The sequence below is a fragment of the Pedobacter frigidisoli genome, assembly GCF_032678525.1.
GTDB lineage: Bacteria > Bacteroidota > Bacteroidia > Sphingobacteriales > Sphingobacteriaceae > Pedobacter > Pedobacter frigidisoli_A.
Genome location: NZ_JAVTSE010000006.1, coordinates 326,651 through 344,884 on the forward strand (window position 1 = coordinate 326,651; position 18,234 = coordinate 344,884).

The 18,234-nt window shown below is 40.2% G+C and carries 15 protein-coding genes; 5 read left to right on the top strand and 10 right to left on the bottom strand.

Translation table 11 applies throughout. The annotated features are described in order from the left end of the window. The first annotated feature begins 7 nt into the window (after window positions 1–7). The gene (locus tag R2Q80_RS17725; RefSeq protein WP_316800886.1) at window positions 8–502 is read left to right on the top strand and encodes an SRPBCC domain-containing protein; all 495 of its coding nucleotides are present in this window, start codon (window positions 8–10) and stop codon (window positions 500–502) included. Window positions 503–609: 107 nt separating this feature from the next. On the opposite strand, the gene R2Q80_RS17730 is transcribed toward R2Q80_RS17725, so the two are convergent. Both R2Q80_RS17730 and R2Q80_RS17735 read right to left on the bottom strand, forming a co-directional pair. Continuing rightward, entirely contained in the window at window positions 610–1,809 is a 1,200-nt protein-coding gene (locus tag R2Q80_RS17730; RefSeq protein ID WP_316800887.1) for a pyridoxal phosphate-dependent aminotransferase, read from the bottom strand. 62 nt (window positions 1,810–1,871) lie between these two features. Further along, complete coding sequence (locus R2Q80_RS17735) at window positions 1,872–2,273, bottom strand: DUF1573 domain-containing protein (protein ID WP_047799125.1); 402 nt, start codon at window positions 2,271–2,273, stop codon at window positions 1,872–1,874. A gap of 170 nt (window positions 2,274–2,443) precedes the next feature. Between R2Q80_RS17735 and R2Q80_RS17740 the strand changes: the two genes are divergently transcribed. After that, a complete protein-coding gene (locus R2Q80_RS17740) occupies window positions 2,444–4,864 on the top strand; it encodes a thiamine pyrophosphate-dependent enzyme (RefSeq protein WP_316800888.1) in 2,421 nt (806 codons plus the stop codon). A 196-nt stretch (window positions 4,865–5,060) separates the two neighbouring features. Next, window positions 5,061–7,382: a tetratricopeptide repeat-containing sensor histidine kinase gene (locus tag R2Q80_RS17745; protein WP_316800889.1), complete on the top strand. Its 2,322-nt coding sequence runs from the start codon at window positions 5,061–5,063 to the stop codon at window positions 7,380–7,382. On the opposite strand, the gene R2Q80_RS17750 is transcribed toward R2Q80_RS17745, so the two are convergent. From R2Q80_RS17750 to R2Q80_RS17775, 6 genes are all read right to left on the bottom strand, one after another. Beyond that, window positions 7,383–8,135, bottom strand: coding sequence for a LytTR family DNA-binding domain-containing protein (locus R2Q80_RS17750; protein ID WP_316800890.1), 753 nt, complete (start codon window positions 8,133–8,135; stop codon window positions 7,383–7,385). Window positions 8,136–8,251: 116 nt separating this feature from the next. Then, window positions 8,252–8,860, bottom strand: a complete 609-nt coding sequence (locus R2Q80_RS17755; protein ID WP_316800891.1) for a DUF1684 domain-containing protein — start codon at window positions 8,858–8,860, stop codon at window positions 8,252–8,254. 33 nt (window positions 8,861–8,893) lie between these two features. Continuing rightward, window positions 8,894–9,991: a chorismate synthase gene (aroC, locus tag R2Q80_RS17760; RefSeq protein WP_316800892.1), complete on the bottom strand. Its 1,098-nt coding sequence runs from the start codon at window positions 9,989–9,991 to the stop codon at window positions 8,894–8,896. A gap of 62 nt (window positions 9,992–10,053) precedes the next feature. Continuing rightward, entirely contained in the window at window positions 10,054–11,322 is a 1,269-nt protein-coding gene (aroA, locus tag R2Q80_RS17765) for a 3-phosphoshikimate 1-carboxyvinyltransferase (protein ID WP_316800893.1), read from the bottom strand. Between the two features lie 72 nt (window positions 11,323–11,394). Then, the gene (locus R2Q80_RS17770; protein ID WP_316800894.1) at window positions 11,395–12,534 is read right to left on the bottom strand and encodes a chorismate mutase; all 1,140 of its coding nucleotides are present in this window, start codon (window positions 12,532–12,534) and stop codon (window positions 11,395–11,397) included. Between the two features lie 30 nt (window positions 12,535–12,564). Continuing rightward, entirely contained in the window at window positions 12,565–13,398 is an 834-nt protein-coding gene (locus R2Q80_RS17775) for a prephenate dehydratase (RefSeq protein ID WP_316800895.1), read from the bottom strand. 518 nt (window positions 13,399–13,916) lie between these two features. On the opposite strand from R2Q80_RS17775, the gene rplU reads away from it, so the two are divergent. Together rplU and rpmA are read left to right on the top strand one after the other, a co-directional pair. Then, window positions 13,917–14,228 (top strand): 50S ribosomal protein L21, encoded by a 312-nt coding sequence (rplU, locus tag R2Q80_RS17780; protein WP_039476071.1) that lies wholly within the window; start codon window positions 13,917–13,919, stop codon window positions 14,226–14,228. A gap of 54 nt (window positions 14,229–14,282) precedes the next feature. Next, a complete protein-coding gene (gene rpmA / locus R2Q80_RS17785; RefSeq protein WP_316800896.1) occupies window positions 14,283–14,696 on the top strand; it encodes a 50S ribosomal protein L27 in 414 nt (137 codons plus the stop codon). Between the two features lie 326 nt (window positions 14,697–15,022). Here rpmA and R2Q80_RS17790 read toward each other — a convergent pair whose 3' ends face one another. Next, window positions 15,023–15,997, bottom strand: a complete 975-nt coding sequence (locus R2Q80_RS17790) for a polyprenyl synthetase family protein (protein ID WP_316800897.1) — start codon at window positions 15,995–15,997, stop codon at window positions 15,023–15,025. A 44-nt stretch (window positions 15,998–16,041) separates the two neighbouring features. Beyond that, window positions 16,042–18,174 (bottom strand): ribonuclease R, encoded by a 2,133-nt coding sequence (gene rnr / locus R2Q80_RS17795; protein WP_316800898.1) that lies wholly within the window; start codon window positions 18,172–18,174, stop codon window positions 16,042–16,044. Window positions 18,175–18,234 lie beyond the last annotated feature (60 nt).

Consider the following 18,234-nt stretch of genomic DNA (forward strand, 5'->3'; position numbering starts at 1 on the left):
AAAACATTTGAAAACCGATTTATTATTTGATTTTACCGTTGATAAGGCCACAAAAACGGTATCCATCACAAGAGAGTTTGCAGCAGAACTTCCTTTGGTATGGGATGCATTTACAAAAAAAAAATTGCTGGATCAGTGGCAGGCACCTAAACCCTGGTCGGCCAGAACCAAATACATGGACTTCAAATTAGGTGGAAAAAGATTCTACGCCATGGTGAGTCCGGAAGGAATGGAGCGTTGGGCACTTCAGGAGTATACATCCATTAGTCCTAAAACAAATTTCAGGCTGTATAATGCCTTTGCAGATGCAAACGAAAATCCCGAATTGCCAGGTTCTGACTGGGATCATACTTTTAGCGAAGAAGACGGGGTTACTAAAGTAACGATCATTATTGTAAATGAATCGCTGGAGCGTTTGGAAAAAATGATTGAAATGGGCTTTGAAACAGGATTCAAAATGAGCATCGACAACCTGGAAAAGTTACTGGCTTCATTATCTTAATGGTGTCTCAGTCTGTTCAATAAAAAACCCCACATCCTCAAAGATGTGGGGTTTCTGTAAGATTTGTTATTGTTGATAAACAATTCTAAAAACGACCGTTCTCCGAATTAATCAACTCTTCCAGGATACGCCTTCAACGCAATTTCCAGGCAATCCATCGCGCTATTTAAATCGTCGGTATTCAATACGTAAGCCATGCGTACTTCATTTTTTCCTGATCCTGGCGTAGAATAAAATCCGGTAGCCGGTGCCATCATTACGGTTTGGTTGTTATAATCGAACTCTTCCAGGATCCACTGGCAAAATTTATCTGCATCATCAATCGGGAATTTAGCCACCACATAAAAAGCACCTCCAGGGTTTGGACAAAACACACCTTCGATGTTATTTAACCTTCCTACCAGCGTATCGCGGCGTAATGTATATTCAGTATTTACCTTTTCGAAATAGCTATCCGGGGTATCTACTGCAGCAGCTCCGGCAATCTGTTCAACCATTCCAGGGCTTAACCTGGCCTGTGCAAACTTCAAACCTGAAGCTATTACTGCCTTATTCTTGGTAATTAAACAGCCTAAACGGGCTCCACATGCACTATAGCGTTTGGAAACCGTATCCATAATCACTACATTTTCATCTAAGCCATCCAAATGCATGGGTGAAATAAATTCACGGCCATCATAACAAAATTCACGGTAAGCTTCATCTGAAAAAAGGAAAAGATCGTACTTTAAACATAAACTTTTCAGGGCATCCAGTTCCTCTTTTGAATACAAATATCCTGTTGGGTTATTAGGGTTACAGATAATAATTGCCTTTGTTTTTTCTGTAATCAGTTTCTCGAATTCAGCAATAGGAGGTAGGGCAAAGCCATTCTCAATATAAGAAAGAATAGGTTTTACTACGACATTACTCATACAGGCAAAACCATTATAATTGGCGTAAAATGGTTCAGGGATGATAATTTCATCACCTTCGTTTACACAAGTCTGCATGGCGATGGTGATCGCTTCAGAACCACCAACGGTAACCAAAATGTTTTCAGGTGTAATGTTGTAACCTAGCTTATTGTAATATTCTGTAAGCTTTAGTCTATAAGCCAGTGTGCCTTCGGATGGGGTGTAAGCCCAAACATTGAAATCAATGTTTCTAATGGCATCGAGCATTACTTCGGGTGTTTCTATATCGGGTTGACCAATGTTTAAGTGAAAAACCTTTTTTCCTTCCTGTTTAGCTTTGTCGGCAAAGGGAGTGAGTTTTCTGATTGGCGAAGCAGGCATCTGCAGGCCTTTTTGTGAAATTTGTGGCATGGTGCAAAAATAAAAAAGTCCCGATGAAAATCGGGACTTTTTAAATATTGTTGTTTAAAAAATTACTTTGATGACGAAGCAGGAGCTGAAACTGTTTCACCTTTAATGTAAAGCACTTTAATTGGTGTTTTAGCATTTGAAGAAATGGTTACTGCTTTTGAGAAAGTAGACGGACCAGCGGCCGCGTTGAACGTTACTGATATCACACCAGTTTCTCCTTTTTTAAGTGGAGTAGAGGTATATTTCGGAACTGTACAACCACAGCTTGCTTCTGCTTTGCTGATGATTAATGGCTCATCGCCAATGTTGGTGTATTTAAAATCGAAAGTTACAGGTTTGTTTAAAACAATTTTACCGAAATCGTGAGTTTCAGCCTCAAACTTAAATTCAGCTGGTTTAGTTTGCGCATTTACCGCAACGCTTAAACCCAGTACAAAAGCGAATAATACTAAGATCTTTTTCATATCCTGTGATGGTTATTTTATTTAAAATTATTAAAACAAATTTATTGTTTTATCATTTAAAACAAAAACTATTCCATTAATATTTTACAAGTCCATATATAATTTTACAAAGCATCATAAAGGCAAACTTTTAATTTTATATATATTTGCCAAAACCAATATTGATTACGATGCAGAATGAAAAAATAGTTACCAACGCCATTGATGCTTCTGAATTAAGTTTTAACGACTTTAAATCTATTGTACTAAACGACTATAAAATAGCGTATGAGAGTAGACAGGCAAGTATTTTAGGGCGTAGGGAAGTATTAACGGGGAAGGCAAAATTTGGAATTTTTGGTGATGGTAAAGAGGTTCCTCAGATCGCCATGGCCAAAGCATTCAAAGCTGGTGACTGGCGTTCTGGATATTATCGTGATCAAACATTTGCCTTTGCAACGGGCATCTCCACTATTAAAGAATTTTTTGCTCAACTATATGCCAATCCAACTGAAGGGGCAGATCCTTTTTCAGGCGGACGGCAGATGAACTGCCACTTCGCTACCAAATCGGTAAATGAAGACGGTAGCTGGAATGACCTTACCAAAATCAAAAACTGTTCTTCAGATATATCACCAACCGGAGGTCAGATGGCACGCCTCGTTGGACTTGCTTATGCCTCAAAACTATATCGCGAAAATAAGGAGTTAGGATACTTAAAACACTTCTCTGTTGAGGGTAACGAAGTGGCCTTTGGTACAATTGGTAATGCATCCACTTCGGAGGGGGTATTTTTTGAAGCCATCAACGCAGCTGGTGTTTTACAGATTCCTATGGCTATCTCTATTTGGGATGATGCTTATGGCATTTCTGTTCCGGCAAAATATCAGACCACTAAAGAGGATATCTCTGAGGTGTTAAAAGGATTTCAGCGTGATGAAAAGAATGCCGGATATGAAATATACAAAGTAAAAGGCTGGGATTATCCGGCTTTATGCGAAGTTTATGAGAAGGCAATACAGGTTTGCCGGGAAGAACATGTGCCAGTACTGATTCATGTTACCGAACTCACTCAGCCGCAGGGGCACTCCACTTCCGGATCACACGAGCGCTACAAATCTAAAGACCGCTTAACCTGGGAAACCGATCACGACTGTATCGTAAAAATGCGTGAGTGGATGCTGGAATCGGCAATTGCAACCGAGGATGAAATCACTGAGGCGGAAAAGAATGCCAAAGTGTTTGTTCGTAATGCCCAGAAGGAAGCCTGGAATGAATTTTTAGAAAGCATAAAACCGGAGCAAAAACAAGTTGTGGATTTTATTAAGGCAATGACTGCACAACAGCCTGAACTCGCTAAAATAGCGGCAGGTTTAGCCTCCACAGCTGATGCGCAAAGAAAGGACGTAATTGTTGCGGCACGTAAGGCCATTCGTATATCTGCAAAATTTGCAACGCCAGAAAGAGCAGCACTTCTGAATTGGTACAAGGATCAGCAGGAGCTGAATCATGAACGGTACAGCTCAAAATTGCATACCGATGGTGATGAAAGTCCGGCAATGATTCCTGTAGTGGACGCTATTTACGACGATCAGTCGAAAATGATTGATGGAAGGGAAGTGTTAAATGCCTGTTTTAATGAAAATTTCTCCAGAGATCTGCGCTTAGTGGCATTTGGAGAAGATTTAGGGAATATTGGCGACGTAAATCAGGGTTTTGCCGGTTTACAGGCAAAATTTGGCGAACTTAGAATAACCGATACCGGAATTCGAGAAATGACCATTATGGGACAAGGAATAGGTCTCGCACTTCGTGGTTTAAAGCCAATTGCCGAAATTCAGTATCTTGATTACCTGATATTCGCGCTGAACGTATTGAGTGATGATCTTGCATCATTGGCTTACCGTACAAAAGGGATCCAGAAAGCACCAGTAATTGTGCGTACGCGTGGACACCGCCTAGAAGGCATATGGCATTCTGGTTCGCCAATTGCAATGCTGCTGGGATCGCTCAGGGGGATGCATTTATGTGTACCAAGAAATATGACTCAGGCTGCCGGCATGTACAATACGCTGTTTAGGGCAGATGAACCTGCCGTGGTAATAGAATGTTTAAATGGTTACCGTTTAAAAGAAAAACTGCCAACAAATGTAGGTGAGTTCACCGTTCCCCTCGGCATAGCCGAGGTTGTGGAAGAAGGAACTGATATCACTGTGGTTTCTTACGGATCGACCTTAAGAGTGGTTCAGGAAGCTGCGGAGGAACTGTTACTGATGGGGATTTCAGTAGAAATCGTTGACCCGCAAACACTGTTACCATTTGATACCACGGCAGTTTGTGTGGCCTCACTGGCCAAAACCAATAAACTACTCGTGGTAGATGAAGATGTTCCGGGAGGTGCTTCCGCCTATATCCTGCAAAAGATTCTTGAAGAACAAAAGGGATATTTTCATCTTGACGGGCAGCCGAAAACATTATCAGCAAAAGCCCACAGGCCACCATTTGGTTCTGATGGCGATTATTTCAGCAAACCTTCTGTTGATGATATCATCGAAACCGTTTATCAGATGATGCATGACGCAAACCCAGCCAAATATCCGCCCATCTTTTAAATTTCGTGCCTTAATGCCATTTTCAATCAGGTAAGAATACGGTTACTTTGTAATCGAAATTTTATATACATTTATACTTTGTCCCTAATGTGTATATGAAGTTTGAATTTTACCGGATTTGGATAGTTTCCAGTCCAGAAGTGCTGCATCGTCGATTTTTTTTGGATGATACTCGAAAGTATTTGATTTTTTAATCATGAAATGCCTGTTTTTAGGCTGCAGCGTAACAAGTCTTTTGTTATCTGACAGGCGGTACTTTCTGTTATTGTTAATTGTTTTTTCTTTCAAGGTTTCCCTTGCTCAGCAACGCTATGCCGTATCTCAGGCAAAGCTGGATAGTGCATTGCGACTGGATAAAAAGTATCTGAAGCGCGATTCTGTTAAACTAAAAATTCTGGAAACGATTTACCGCCAGTATCTCGGGTTAAAGAAACGAGATGCTGCAGATCTGTACATCGATAAAGTAATTGAATTAGCACACGAGAAAAAATTAAATAAATTTTCTGCATATGCTTTTTACAGGCGTGCACTCGGATATCATGGCCGGTCAAATGTTTTAAAAGCGGAAGAAAATTACAATAAAGCTTTAGCAGACTTCTCCGCCACTGGAAACCTTGACATGGTCGGCGGTATCTATCTCAATCTTGGGGCACTGTATTCAAGTATTCCCGACTACGTTAAATCGTTAGAGGTGAACCAGAAAGCCATTGCCATTTATGAAAAGTTAGGCAATGAGGAAGATATGGCCAGTTGTTACACAAATGTTTCAAGCGTGTATCAGAATATGGGCGATCAGAGTCAGGCTGTTTATTACCTTAATAAAGCATTAAGGGTTTTTCAGAAGGATGGGGATAATCCACGTGGAGTTTCGGTCGTGTATGAAGCAATAGGTACCAACTATTTCCATGCCTCGGATAAGGAACTTGCCGAAATGAATATTGTGCCAGCGCAAAAGAACAAGCTGGCACTCGACTATTTTACAAAAGCATTGCGGGTAGCTGAAGATATAAATGACCAGGGTTTAATAGCAACGTGCAAAAGTGATATTGGTGATCTCTACCGATCGCTAGGGAAGAAAGAGGATGCCTTTAAGGCTTATAAACAATCGGTAGCGATAAATAAGGATCGTGAAGATCAGCAGGCCTATGCCTCGAGTTTATATGCACTTGGGGATTTTTACCAGGAAGAAAACGATACCAACAATGCGGTTAAACTACTTGCTGAAAGTTTGCGGATTGCCGAAGATAATAGCTTGCTGGATAATGAGAAACTGGCCGCTTTAAGTCTGAGCCATGTGTATGAAAAGCTGAAAGACTATAATCGCTCCTTGATTTATTTCAGGCAATATGTAACAGTTCGTGATAAAATTGTCGATCAGGATAAAAAAAGAGAGATTATTAAACGTCAGTTAGAACTGGATTTCAGTGTGAAGGAGAACGACTACCTGATGAGACAGCGTATTTCAGAAAGTGAGCTGAAAAGACAAAAGCAGCAACTGGAATTGCGCCGGCAACAACTGGTTTTAGCCGATAAAGAAAAAGCGCTCGATCTGCTGTCGTTTCAGAAAGCAAAGTTAGCTTTAGACTTGCAGCACCTGGCACAAGAAAATAAACTACAAAAGGAAACCAACCAGGCTCGGTTGGCAGCTTCGGAAAAAGACAAAAAAATCCTTTCTCAAAATCAGCAGATAAAAATCGATTGGAAGATCAAGGTTTTTTTAACAACAGCCGCTACGCTAATCTTTATCATTGCCTTATTAATTTACCTCAGTCAGCGGAAAACAAACAGATTAAACAAAATCATCAACAACCAGAAAAGAGAACTTGAACAGCTTAGTAAGGTAAAAGACAGGATATTCAGTGTAGTGAGCCACGATATGCGCACACCCGTGAATTCCCTGATCGCTTTCATTCAGCTTCTGGAAGAAGGGGATATAGAGAGAGAAAATTTAAGGCGTTATGCTGCCACCCTTAAAAATACACTGAGTTATACATCCTCCATGATGGAGAATCTGCTGAATTGGGCCGCAAGCCAGATGCAGGGCTTTAATCCCTATCTGGAGCAACTGGATCTGCATGAACTTACGACAGAAGTAAGTAATACCTTGCTGGCCACTGCAAATGATAAAAATATCAGTCTTGTTAATGCGGTGCCTCAACATACTTTTTGCAAGGCAGACCTCAATATGCTTGCCCTCGTGATTAGAAATCTGATTACCAATGCCATTAAGTTTACGCCAAACGGAGGAGTAGTAGAGATTAGCGTACAAAATGTGGCCAGGCAAATTAAACTAAAGATAGCGGATACTGGTATAGGATTAACAGAAGAGCAGATTGCACATTTTAATAAGCCAGGCTACCTGAGTGCAGGTGTAAGTACACCGGGCACCAATAAGGAAAAAGGTACGGGTTTAGGTTTACTGTTATGCCGTACTTTTGTTGGCCTGATGGAAGGGAAAGTATCGGCCCATTTAAATGATGGTGTTGGAAGTAATTTTGTTATCGAGCTTAAAAAATAACTACTTCATAAATCTCGACAATATCTTTTTATCAATAGATTTCTCTAAGAGTTCTTGCCGGTTTGCCGCACTGATAGGTACTACAAAGTTATAATTCAGGTGCACCTCATGGTTGGTAAGGGTGGAAATATGATTGACATTGATGATATACTGCTTGTGGACGCGGGAAAAAAGGGTAGAGGGTAGCTGTTTTTCAAGGTTTTTTAAGCTTACCAGAATGATGTGCTTATCATCCTGAGTGAACAATTTTGAGAAATCGCCCATGCTTTCAATATAAATCACATCATCATACCTGAGCTTGGTAATTCCCTTTGTTTCCCTGAAGAAAAAGTAGTCGTCTTTCAGCTTGTAGTCGCCATTTGATTTCCCAGCGCTTCTTTCTGCATTCTTTTTAAGCTCAATATATTCTATCGCTTTATTGGTAGCCTTTAAAATCCGGTCAAAAGATGCTGGTTTAACAATAAAATCTATTGCATCGAGATTAAAACCCTCCACTGCATATTCGCTGTATGAAGTGATAAAAATAAACTGAGGTTTGTTTTTGAGACTTTTGAGTAAATCCATTCCTGATAAGTCTGGCATGTCAATGTCTGAAAAAACTATGTCAATTGCTGTTGTAGATAGTACCTGAGAAGCTTCGATGCCATTGGCACAGTTGGCTACAATGTTTAAGGATGGAATTTTCTTTAGCTGGAACTCGATTAAGTCTCTTTCTATTTCATTATCATCGACGATCAGGCAATTGTAGCTCATTTTTAAAAAACAAATATTTGGAACTCCCAAATGTAATATTAAAACGTCACTTAGTATGTGTCAGCAAGACAAATCTTTAAAAATTACCCGTTTTATTTACTGAGAAAAAGCATAAACTATTTTTTATGCTTTTTCTCGCCGGTATAAAGCTGCTCTCCCGCTTTTATTTCCAGTCGCAGATCATTTTCCTCGGGCGGAACAGGACAGCGGTAGCCTTCACTATACGCGCAATATGGGTTATAGGCTTTATTGAAATCTACTTCAATTTTATTGTCTGCTATTTCCTTTGAGCTGAGGTCAATATACCTTCCACCACCGTAGGTTTCTTTATTATTAGTTTCATCTGTAAAAGGTAGAAATAGTAAGTCTTTATAAGTTGGGTTAGCAGACAAGGCTACATTTTTATAAAGGGTCATGCTTACAGAATTGCCATTTAGGTTAAAACTGATCCTGGCATAGCGATAGAATTCTTTGCTTGTTCCATCATAGGTAGGCATTTTAAAAACCTTTTCATTTTTTAAAATTTCCACATTAGCCATTATCCTGTAAGTACTGTCTGCGGGGTAGAAGTGCAGATTTTGAAGATCTTTCTCCTTTAAAGGCGCATAGCTGTCTTTAACAAAATCCTGTTTATAATTTTCCCGGTGTTTCGAAATCTGATGGGTATAAGACTGTGCAAAGGAATTTAAACTACAGAAAAGAAGTAGCGCGGAAAGAATTTTCATATAACATTAATTCATTTTATCAACAACTTGATATCAGATAACACTTGCTTTATTCCTTAAAAACTGGTCTGCCAAAACTAAGGCAGCCATGGCTTCAACAATTACCACCGCTCTGGGTACCACACAAGGATCATGGCGTCCTTTACCTTTAATTTCTGCAGCTTCACCGGCAGCATTAATCGTTTGCTGATTGTGCATAATGGTTGCAACGGGTTTAAAAGCCACTTTAAAGGTAATATCCATCCCGTTGGAAATGCCTCCTAAAATACCACCTGCAAAATTGGTAGTGGTTTTAAAAGTATTGGCGCCGCTGGCTTTTGGCAATGGAATATCATTGTGCTGTGAACCTCTCAACTCACTGCCGGCAAATCCCGAACCATACTCAAAGCCGTGCACCGCATTGATGCTTAACATGGCTTTACCCAGGTCGGCATGTAACTTATCGAAAACAGGTTCGCCCAAACCTGCCGGACAGCCTTTAATGACGCAACTCACTTTTCCACCCACCGTATCGCCATCTTTTCTCACCGAATCAATAAATTCAATCATTTCATTTGCCGTTGCCGGATCGGCACAACGAACAATATTTTCCTCTCTGATATTCAGGAGTGAGGATAAATCATTGCTTTCGAGATTCGGAGCTTCTATTGTTCCAACAGCGGTAACATGGGCAAAAATTTCAATGCCTTGCTGTTTTAAAAAAAGCTTGGCAACTGCCCCTGCAGCAACGCGTGCTGCGGTTTCACGAGCCGAGGAGCGGCCACCACCACGGTGATCGCGAATGCCGTATTTTGCATCGTAAACATAATCTGCATGACTCGGGCGATAAACATCAACATTATGTCCATAGTCCTTAGAACGCTGGTCTTCATTCGGAATTAAAAGTGCGATCGGTGTCCCGGTACTTTTGCCTTCAAATACACCGGATAATACCTGAACGGTATCACTTTCTTTTCGTTGAGTGGTTATTTTCGATTGACCAGGTTTACGTTTATCCAGTTCGGACTGGATAAAATCCATATCGATATCGAGCTGCGCCGGGCAACCATCAATAATTACCCCAATGGCTACGCCATGAGATTCGCCAAAGGTGGTAATGCGAAATAGTTGTCCGAATGAGTTGCCTGCCATATATTTAATGAATGAGTGTTAGATTGATTGAATAATTAAATGATCCGTTATCTTGATACCTGCTAGTTGATACTGATATCAAATCCTGCTTTCTTTAAATCTTCCCAGAAATGAGGATAAGATTTTTCAACCACCTGCATTTCTTCAATCTCGACTTCATCGATTAATAGTGCAAGTGGGGCGAAAGCCATCGCCATGCGGTGGTCCTCATAAGTTGCGATGGTGATTTTCTCAGGGAAATGAAGCTCATCCGTATTTAGCGTATATACCAGGTTGTCTTCAGTTAAAGTTACTCCGATTTTCGCCAGTTCATTTTGTAACGCAGCAATACGGTCAGTTTCTTTAATTTTTAGGGTTTCTAAACCTGTAAAGGCCATATTTTTGCCAAGGGCTGCAGCAATTACAATAATCGTTTGTGCCAGATCAGGACAGCTTTTTAAATCAAGTACCTGATTGGTTTCGAGTGACAAGCCTAAATTACTGATGACGATTCCTTTATCGGTTTTATCCGTAGCAATTCCAAAAATCTTCATGATTTTCTGAATCCGGCTATCGCCCTGCAGGCTCTTTTCTTTTAAAGCCGGTAAGCTGATTTCAGCTTCATCGGCTAGGGCTGCAATGCTGTACCAATAGGATGCTGCACTCCAGTCGGGCTCGACAATGAGCGTACCTGACTTAAATGCCTGAGGCGCGATTGAAATGGCATTACCATTCCATTGGTGCGCAATGCCTACCTCAGCAAGCATATCAAGCGTCATATCAACATAAGGCCTAGAGGTAAGCTCCCCCTCAATTTCAAGTGTTAATCCCTGGGGTAATATAGGTGCAATCATGAGCAGGGCAGAGATATACTGACTGCTCACATCGCCTTTTATTTTTATTTCAGAGGTTTTCTGATCAAAAGGTCCGCTAATGTTTAAAGGAGGGAAGCCATCACTCTCTGCATAGGAGATATTGGCCCCAATTTTTTTAAGCGCATCAGTAAGAATCCCGATCGGGCGCTGTTTCATGCGTTCGGTACCTGTTAACAGGAAGTTTCCGTTTTTTGCCGAAAGATATGCCGAAAGGAAACGCATGGCAGTTCCGGCCGGACCAACATCCACCAGCTGAGAGTCCTGAGCAGGGGCTTCGGCCTCATCTTTCAAAGAATTTAAAATTCCATCGAGTGTAACCGTATCAGCTGCATTCGACAGGTTTTCAACTTTAACCAGTTTTTTACTCAGCGCACTGATAATTAATGCCCTGTTACACTCACTTTTTGACCCTGTTAATTGGATTTCCGTCTTAATATTCTTGTCGCCTTTAAAGGAGACTAAGGCATTTTTTGCCATTTTATTCTGTGTTTATGCGCTAAATGTAATGCCGGTTGAGAGAACCGGCATTACATATAATTTATTTCAAGTCTATTTGCCAACTTCAGTATGTTGTTCTGCAGCAATGCCTTTTTCTGCTTTTCCTGCATTCATAATTTCAGTTTGCTTGCGAATAGATTCACCGTGTACCAATTCTAAGAATTTCTCTGTAAAGTTCAGGTCTAATTTTAAAGCTTTTGCAAAAGCATGACCTTTTTTAATAATCGCGTCCCAACGGTTAACTTGTAAAATAGTCACCTGATTATCGCGTTTGTATTCGCCGATTTTCTCTACGATAGACATACGCTCACCTAATTTCTGTAATAAGATGTCATCGATTTTATCAATCGACTTACGCAAGTCAGCCAGTTTATCAGCAAAAGCTTCGTTTGGAGCTTCTGGCTCACGAACAGTCAGGCGGTCAACAAGTTCTGCCAAAGCAGCCGGAGTAACCTGTTGTTTAGCATCTGTCCAGGCAACTGAAGGATCTACGTGCGATTCGATCATTAAACCTTGCATATCTAAATCCAAAGCTTTTTGAGAAATATATGGAATCAATTCACGGTTACCACAGATATGGCTTGGATCGTTGATAATCGGAAGTTCAGGACAAAGTGTTTTTAACTGGATGGCCATTTCCCACATCGGTTCGTTACGGAAAGAGCTCTTCTCGAAAGATGAGAAACCACGGTGGATGGCACCAATTTTAGTGATTCCGGCACCATTGATGCGCTCTATAGCACCAATCCATAGTTGCAAATCAGGATTTACAGGGTTTTTAATTAATACCGGAACATCATGACCTTTTAAAGCATCGGCAATTTCCTGAACAGTGAAAGGGTTTACCGTTGAACGTGCACCAATCCAGAGGATATCTACACCTGCAGCTAGAGCTTCTTCAACGTGTTTTGCATTTGCAACCTCAACTGCTGTAGGCAAACCAGTTTCTGCTTTTGCACGTTTCAACCACTCTAAACCAATACTTCCGATACCTTCAAATTCTCCCGGACGTGTACGTGGTTTCCAGATGCCAGCTCTTAAAACCGATACTTTACCAGTAGCAGCCAGTAAATGTGCTGTAGTTAATAATTGCTCTTCAGTTTCTGCACTGCAAGGGCCCGAGATAATTAATGGTTCGTTGTTAACGTTTAACCAGGTGTTCAGTGGTTGGATGTTTAAATTAAGTTTCATGATTATGGAATTGTAGTATTTTTAATGTTGTTAAACTTTGTCGTTCTTTTGATATTCACCAAGGATGTTGAAGTTGGTGGTGTATTTTAATGCTTTGCGGATGGCCTTGTCGTACTTCTCTGTGCTCGGCCACTCCAGATCAACGTAAAAATAATATTCGTTTCTTTTTCCAAGCACCGGCATAGATTGTATTTTTGTTAAGCTTACTTCCTGTTCAGCAAATACGTTTAATACCGTAGCCAATGATCCGGCTTTGTGCCCAACCTGAAAGCAAATCGAAGCTTTATTGATTTTTTTCCCCTCGTCAGTTTTCTCTTTTTTGAGGATCAGAAAACGGGTGTAGTTTTTTTTGTTGGATTCGACGCGACGCTCCAGTATGTTCAATCCGTACAACTCAGCAGCTAAGCTGTTGGCTATAGCCATGGTATCGGTAAGTTGCTCTTCCTGGATGCGTTTAGCACAGGCAGCGGTATCGTTACTTTCCACGATTTTAATATGCGGGTAATCATAAAAGAAATCAATACACTGGCGGATGGCGATCGGGTGTGAGGTTACCACTTTAATATCCTCAAATTTTACCCCGGGCAAAGCCATCAGATGTAACTGAATAGGTAGGTAAACTTCACCAACAACCGAGAAACCATAATCGCGGATGAGCGTGTAGTTCGGAAGTAAGCTTCCTGCAATGGAGTTTTCTATGGCCATTACTACGAAATCAGCCTCGTTTTTTTCCAGCTTATCGCAGGTTTCTTTAAAGGAATTACATTCAACAGTTTCGATATCCTTTCCGAAGAACTTGTATGCTGCCTCTTCGTGAAAAGACGCCTTGATGCCCTGAATTGCTACTCGTTTTGTCGTTTCCATTTTTGTGTAAAACAAAAAAGTCCCGGCTGTTTGCCGGGACTTTTTATACATTTAATATTTTTATATATCTTTTTGCATATTAGCCCCGGCTCTTACTAAAAAAGTAAAAGTAACCAAAGTAATATGTGTTGAATAATTTCATTTTCTGTTTTTGAATGAGCCAAATGTAGTAACAAAATTTAATTTGTCAATAGGAAAATGAAAATATTTTAATTTTTTTTCATTTATACTGTTTTGGGTCTCGGTATAGATTATGAATACGCGGCGTGTGGAGGGTTTATTTTAATAGTCAATCTGTATAATAAATGCAGGCATTGATTCTATTTGGGTTTGATATTAGAGCTATATGTATATATAACGTGTGACAATTAAAAGGACGGTTAAACTGACGGATTAAAGCACAATGCCCCGCAGGTGAAAATTACATAAAATAATTTTGATATGTGTTTGTGTGTTAATTGAATTTGTTCTATATTTGCACCTCGTTAAATAAAAATTAAAAAACTAATATTTAAACAATGTACGCAATAGTAAATATAGCAGGGCAGCAATTTAAAGTTGCTAAAGACCAGCACCTTTTTGTACACAGATTGCAAGGAGATGAAGGCGCTAGTATTGAATTTGATAATGTATTGTTGGTTGATAATGGTGGTGCTATCACTGTAGGTGCTCCTGCAGTTAAAGGTGCTAAAGTTTCAGCTAAGATCGTATCTCATTTAAAAGGTGATAAAGTAATCGTTTTCCACAAAAAACGTAGAAAAGGTTATAAAAAGAAAAATGGTCACCGCCAGTTTTTCACTAAGATTCAGATCTCTGATATCACGTTATAATTAATTGTTAACCCAATAATTCGCTTTTTTTAGCGAGTTACAAAATATAAAATCATGGCACACAAAAAAGGAGCCGGTAGTTCGAAGAACGGACGTGAATCGCATAGTAAACGTTTAGGTATTAAAGTTTTCGGTGGTCAGTTAGCTATCGCAGGAAACATCATAGTACGTCAACGTGGTACAAAACACCACCCTGATAAAGGTGTTGGTATTGGTAAAGATCATACTTTATTCGCATTGGTTGATGGAACAGTTGTTTTCAGAAAGAAAGCTGATAACAAATCTTACGTTTCTATTCTTCCTTATGTTGAAACTGAAGTTGTAGCTGAGCCAGTTAAAAAAGCACCAGTTGCAAAACAAGAAACTGAAGCTGTAGATGTTGCTGCTGAAGCACCTGCTAAAAAAGCACCAGCAAAAAAAGCTGCTAAAAAAGACGAAGCTACTGAAGAAGCTGCAGTTGCAGAATAATTAGTTCTCCATAATTACTGAAAAGGGTATTCATTTATTTGGATACCCTTTTTTGTTTTTAAATGAATGCGAGCAAACTTTAACGTACCGATGATAAAATGATCATTTCGAAGGCTTTCTCATCACGTTTTGGTCAGGAGTAAGTGTCATGAATCTGTCTGATATCCGAAGAATATCCGAAGGGGATGTGTTTCACAATAAATATTTCTGATTTCTGGATGACATGTACACTCAGAAAAGCTTAACCCAAAAATGAATAAACAAAAAGACTGCCTCGAAAGGGACAGTCCTTTATTTTGTAGTAGTATTGATATCCAGATGAGATTTTAATATTCCCTGGCCATTAACTGGTTGGTCAGGTTAAGCAGGTTTGATTTTCTTTCATCGCTTACGGAAATCTGCTCAAAAAGATTTAAGGCTTTGTCCAGGTAACGGTTCATGCTTTCTCTTGCGATATTCTGGATATCCAGGGTATCGTAAACGTTCCTCACCGTTGCTACCTTTTCTTTGACATCGAAATCTTTATAGGTGGTCCAGGTATCAAGTGATTCTTTTACATCACCTTCTGCCAGCTCGAATGCCTTTAACAATAAAAATGTTTTCTTGTTGGCAATGATGTCTCCACCTACCTGTTTTCCGAATTTTTCCGGATCAGCATATACATCCAGAATATCATCCTGTAACTGGAACGCAATTCCTATATTTTCTCCAAACTGATAGATCAAATCGGCTTCTTTTTCCGACGCACCGGCTATAATGGCGCCGAGTTTTAGTGCGCCGCCAAGCAGAACTGCCGTTTTTAAGCGGATCATGTTAATATATTCCTCAATACTCACATCATCACGATGCTCAAATTCCATATCCAGTTGCTGACCTTCGCATACACCCTGTGCCGTAGCATTGAATGTATCCAATACATCCTTCAGGAAAACAGGATTAACTTTGGCGAGGTTCTTATTGGCTTCTACCATCATCACATCGCCACTTAAAATGGCTGTGTTAATGCTCCATTTCTCATGTACCGTTTGTTTTCCCCTGCGTAATGGTGCATTGTCCATAATGTCATCATGAACAAGGGTGAAGTTATGAAAAACTTCAATGGCCATTGCTGCATGGACGGCTTCATTGGCATCTTTACCAAACAGCTCGGTAGCCATCAACACCAGCAGCGGACGAACACGTTTCCCTCCGAGATTAATGATGTAGGTAATCGGATCATAGAGTTGTTTGGGATGATCGGGAAACTTTAAGTTTTGTGTTGCTGTATCTAAGATCTGTTGTAGTTGTTCCGTTGTGTGCATGCGTTGCTTAAACATTGTGAATTCGGGCACAAATGTCTTAATTTTTAATCAGGAATTAGTGTAAAATCAATTTGACGTTTAGAAAGATCAACTTTTTTTACGCGAATCATCACTTCATCGCCCAGTTGATATTTCTTTTTCTTTCTTTGACCTACGATGCAATAGTTTTTCTCATCCAATACATAAAAGTCGTCAGATATATCGCGCAGGCGAATCATGCCTTCACACTTATTTTCTTCAATTTCTACATACATTCCCCATTCGGTTACACCCGAAATAATTCCTTTGTATTCGGTTCCGATGTTGTTTTCAAGATATTCGGCCTGTTTATATTTAATTGAGGCCCTTTCAGCATCGGCAGCCCTTTTCTCCATAGCCGATGAATGTACGCAAGCCACTTCGAAGAACTCAGCGTCAGCTGATTTTTCGCCGTTTAAGTAGCTCTGCAACAGACGGTGCGCCATTACATCCGGGTACCGGCGGATAGGAGAAGTGAAATGGGTGTAATATTCGAAGGCTAGGCCATAATGGCTTGTTTTTTTTGTAGAGTAAATTGCTTTTGCCATGGAGCGGATAGCCAGCGAGGTAAGGATATTTTGTTCCTTTTTGCCTTCAACATCTGCCATTAAATAGTTAAGGGATTTGGCAATCTCCTTATCTGATTTAGTATTGATTTTATAGCCAAAGCGGGAGGCAAATGTAGCAAAGGTGTTTAAGGTTTCCATGTTAGGAGAATCATGCACCCGGTAAACAAAGGTGAGTTTATTTTTTCCTTTAACCTTTGTAGCAATAAATTCTGCCACTTTTCGGTTAGCTAAAAGCATGTAGTCTTCAATAAGTTTATGGGCGTCTTTACGCTCCTTAACATATACACCGATGGGTTTTCCTGCTTCATCGAGTTTGAATTTTACTTCGGTGCTTTCAAAGCTGATGGCACCATTCTGGAATTTTCGGTCGCGCAGGATATAGGCCAGTTCATTTAGCTTCAATATTTCAGTTGCATAGTCGCCTGCCTTATTTTCAATTACTTCCTGTGCCTCTTCGTAGCTAAACCGCCTGTCTGAGTGAATAACTGTGCGGCCATACCACTCATTTTTGATGTTTGCCTGCTCATCCAGCTCAAACACAGCTGCAAAACAAAGTTTGTCTTCATGAGGGCGGAGAGAACATACTCCGTTGCTTAAGCGCTCGGGAAGCATGGGGATTACCCGGTCGACCAGGTATACTGATGTCGCCCTGCTGTAAGCTTCTTTATCGAGTTCTGTTCCCTGAATCACATAATGCGAAACATCGGCGATATGAACTCCAATTTCGTGGTTGCCATTCGGGAGTTTCTGGTACGAAATGGCATCATCAAAGTCTTTTGCATCGGCCGGGTCGATGGTAAAAGTAAGTACCTTTCTAAAATCTTTTCTTTTGGCTATCTCCGCTGCAGGTATCTCCTCAGGAATGGCGTTTGCTTCTTTTTCTACCTGCGCAGGAAACTCTAATGGAAAGCCATATTGCGCAAGGATTGCATTCATCTCTGTGTTATTCTCGCCCTGGTTTCCTAAAACATGTTTTACGATACCAATAGGATTTTTAACACCTTCAGGCCAATCGGTTAATGATACCAATACCCGTTGGCCGCTTTTTGCTCCATGCGTGTCGGCAAGCGGCACGAAGATATCGTGCATCATTTTTTTATCATCAGCGATTACGAAAGCGAAGCGATCGGATATTTTGATCACACCCGTAAAGTCGGACTTTGCGCGTTTGATAATTTCTACCACTTCACCATCATTTTTGCGGCCGCTTTTCTTTGCAAAAACATAGGCTTTGACGGTGTCGCCATGAAGCGCATTTTTAAGCTTTCTTGGGGCAACAAATATGTCTTTTTCAAACTCATCCTGAGGCACAATGTAGGCAGATCCGTCTGCTGTCATATCAACCGTTCCAATGATGAAGTTTTGAAGCTCTTTCAATCTGAATTTGCCTTTTTCAGGCTCAAGGAAAATACCGTTGCCTTTTCCTTCTTTTAATATTTCGAGAATAGTTTCTCTCGACTCCTGGTCATTTAAGTTTAACTTGGCCGAAACCTGCTTATAATTTAAAGGCTGGTTGTTATTCTTCTCAAAAACATCACTAACCAATTGATTAAGAACTAATTTTATATTCGCCGATTTCTTCTTTGCCATACGCTAAAACTGAATTTACCGAAGATACAGAAAAGATGGGGAGATTAGGTAAAATGAAGA

Excerpts from the sequence above, each read along its gene's own strand:
- R2Q80_RS17730 (WP_316800887.1), bottom strand. The coding sequence starts at position 1,809 with ATGCCACAAATTTCACAAAAAGGCCTGCAGATGCCTGCTTCGCCAATC.
- R2Q80_RS17735 (WP_047799125.1), bottom strand. The coding sequence starts at position 2,273 with ATGAAAAAGATCTTAGTATTATTCGCTTTTGTACTGGGTTTAAGCGTT.
- R2Q80_RS17740 (WP_316800888.1), top strand. The coding sequence starts at position 2,444 with ATGCAGAATGAAAAAATAGTTACCAACGCCATTGATGCTTCTGAATTA.
- R2Q80_RS17745 (WP_316800889.1), top strand. The coding sequence starts at position 5,061 with ATGAAATGCCTGTTTTTAGGCTGCAGCGTAACAAGTCTTTTGTTATCT.
- R2Q80_RS17750 (WP_316800890.1), bottom strand. The coding sequence starts at position 8,135 with ATGAGCTACAATTGCCTGATCGTCGATGATAATGAAATAGAAAGAGAC.
- R2Q80_RS17755 (WP_316800891.1), bottom strand. The coding sequence starts at position 8,860 with ATGAAAATTCTTTCCGCGCTACTTCTTTTCTGTAGTTTAAATTCCTTT.
- aroC (WP_316800892.1), bottom strand. The coding sequence starts at position 9,991 with ATGGCAGGCAACTCATTCGGACAACTATTTCGCATTACCACCTTTGGC.
- aroA (WP_316800893.1), bottom strand. The coding sequence starts at position 11,322 with ATGGCAAAAAATGCCTTAGTCTCCTTTAAAGGCGACAAGAATATTAAG.
- R2Q80_RS17770 (WP_316800894.1), bottom strand. The coding sequence starts at position 12,534 with ATGAAACTTAATTTAAACATCCAACCACTGAACACCTGGTTAAACGTT.
- R2Q80_RS17775 (WP_316800895.1), bottom strand. The coding sequence starts at position 13,398 with ATGGAAACGACAAAACGAGTAGCAATTCAGGGCATCAAGGCGTCTTTT.
- rplU (WP_039476071.1), top strand. The coding sequence starts at position 13,917 with ATGTACGCAATAGTAAATATAGCAGGGCAGCAATTTAAAGTTGCTAAA.
- rpmA (WP_316800896.1), top strand. The coding sequence starts at position 14,283 with ATGGCACACAAAAAAGGAGCCGGTAGTTCGAAGAACGGACGTGAATCG.
- R2Q80_RS17790 (WP_316800897.1), bottom strand. The coding sequence starts at position 15,997 with ATGCACACAACGGAACAACTACAACAGATCTTAGATACAGCAACACAA.
- rnr (WP_316800898.1), bottom strand. The coding sequence starts at position 18,174 with ATGGCAAAGAAGAAATCGGCGAATATAAAATTAGTTCTTAATCAATTG.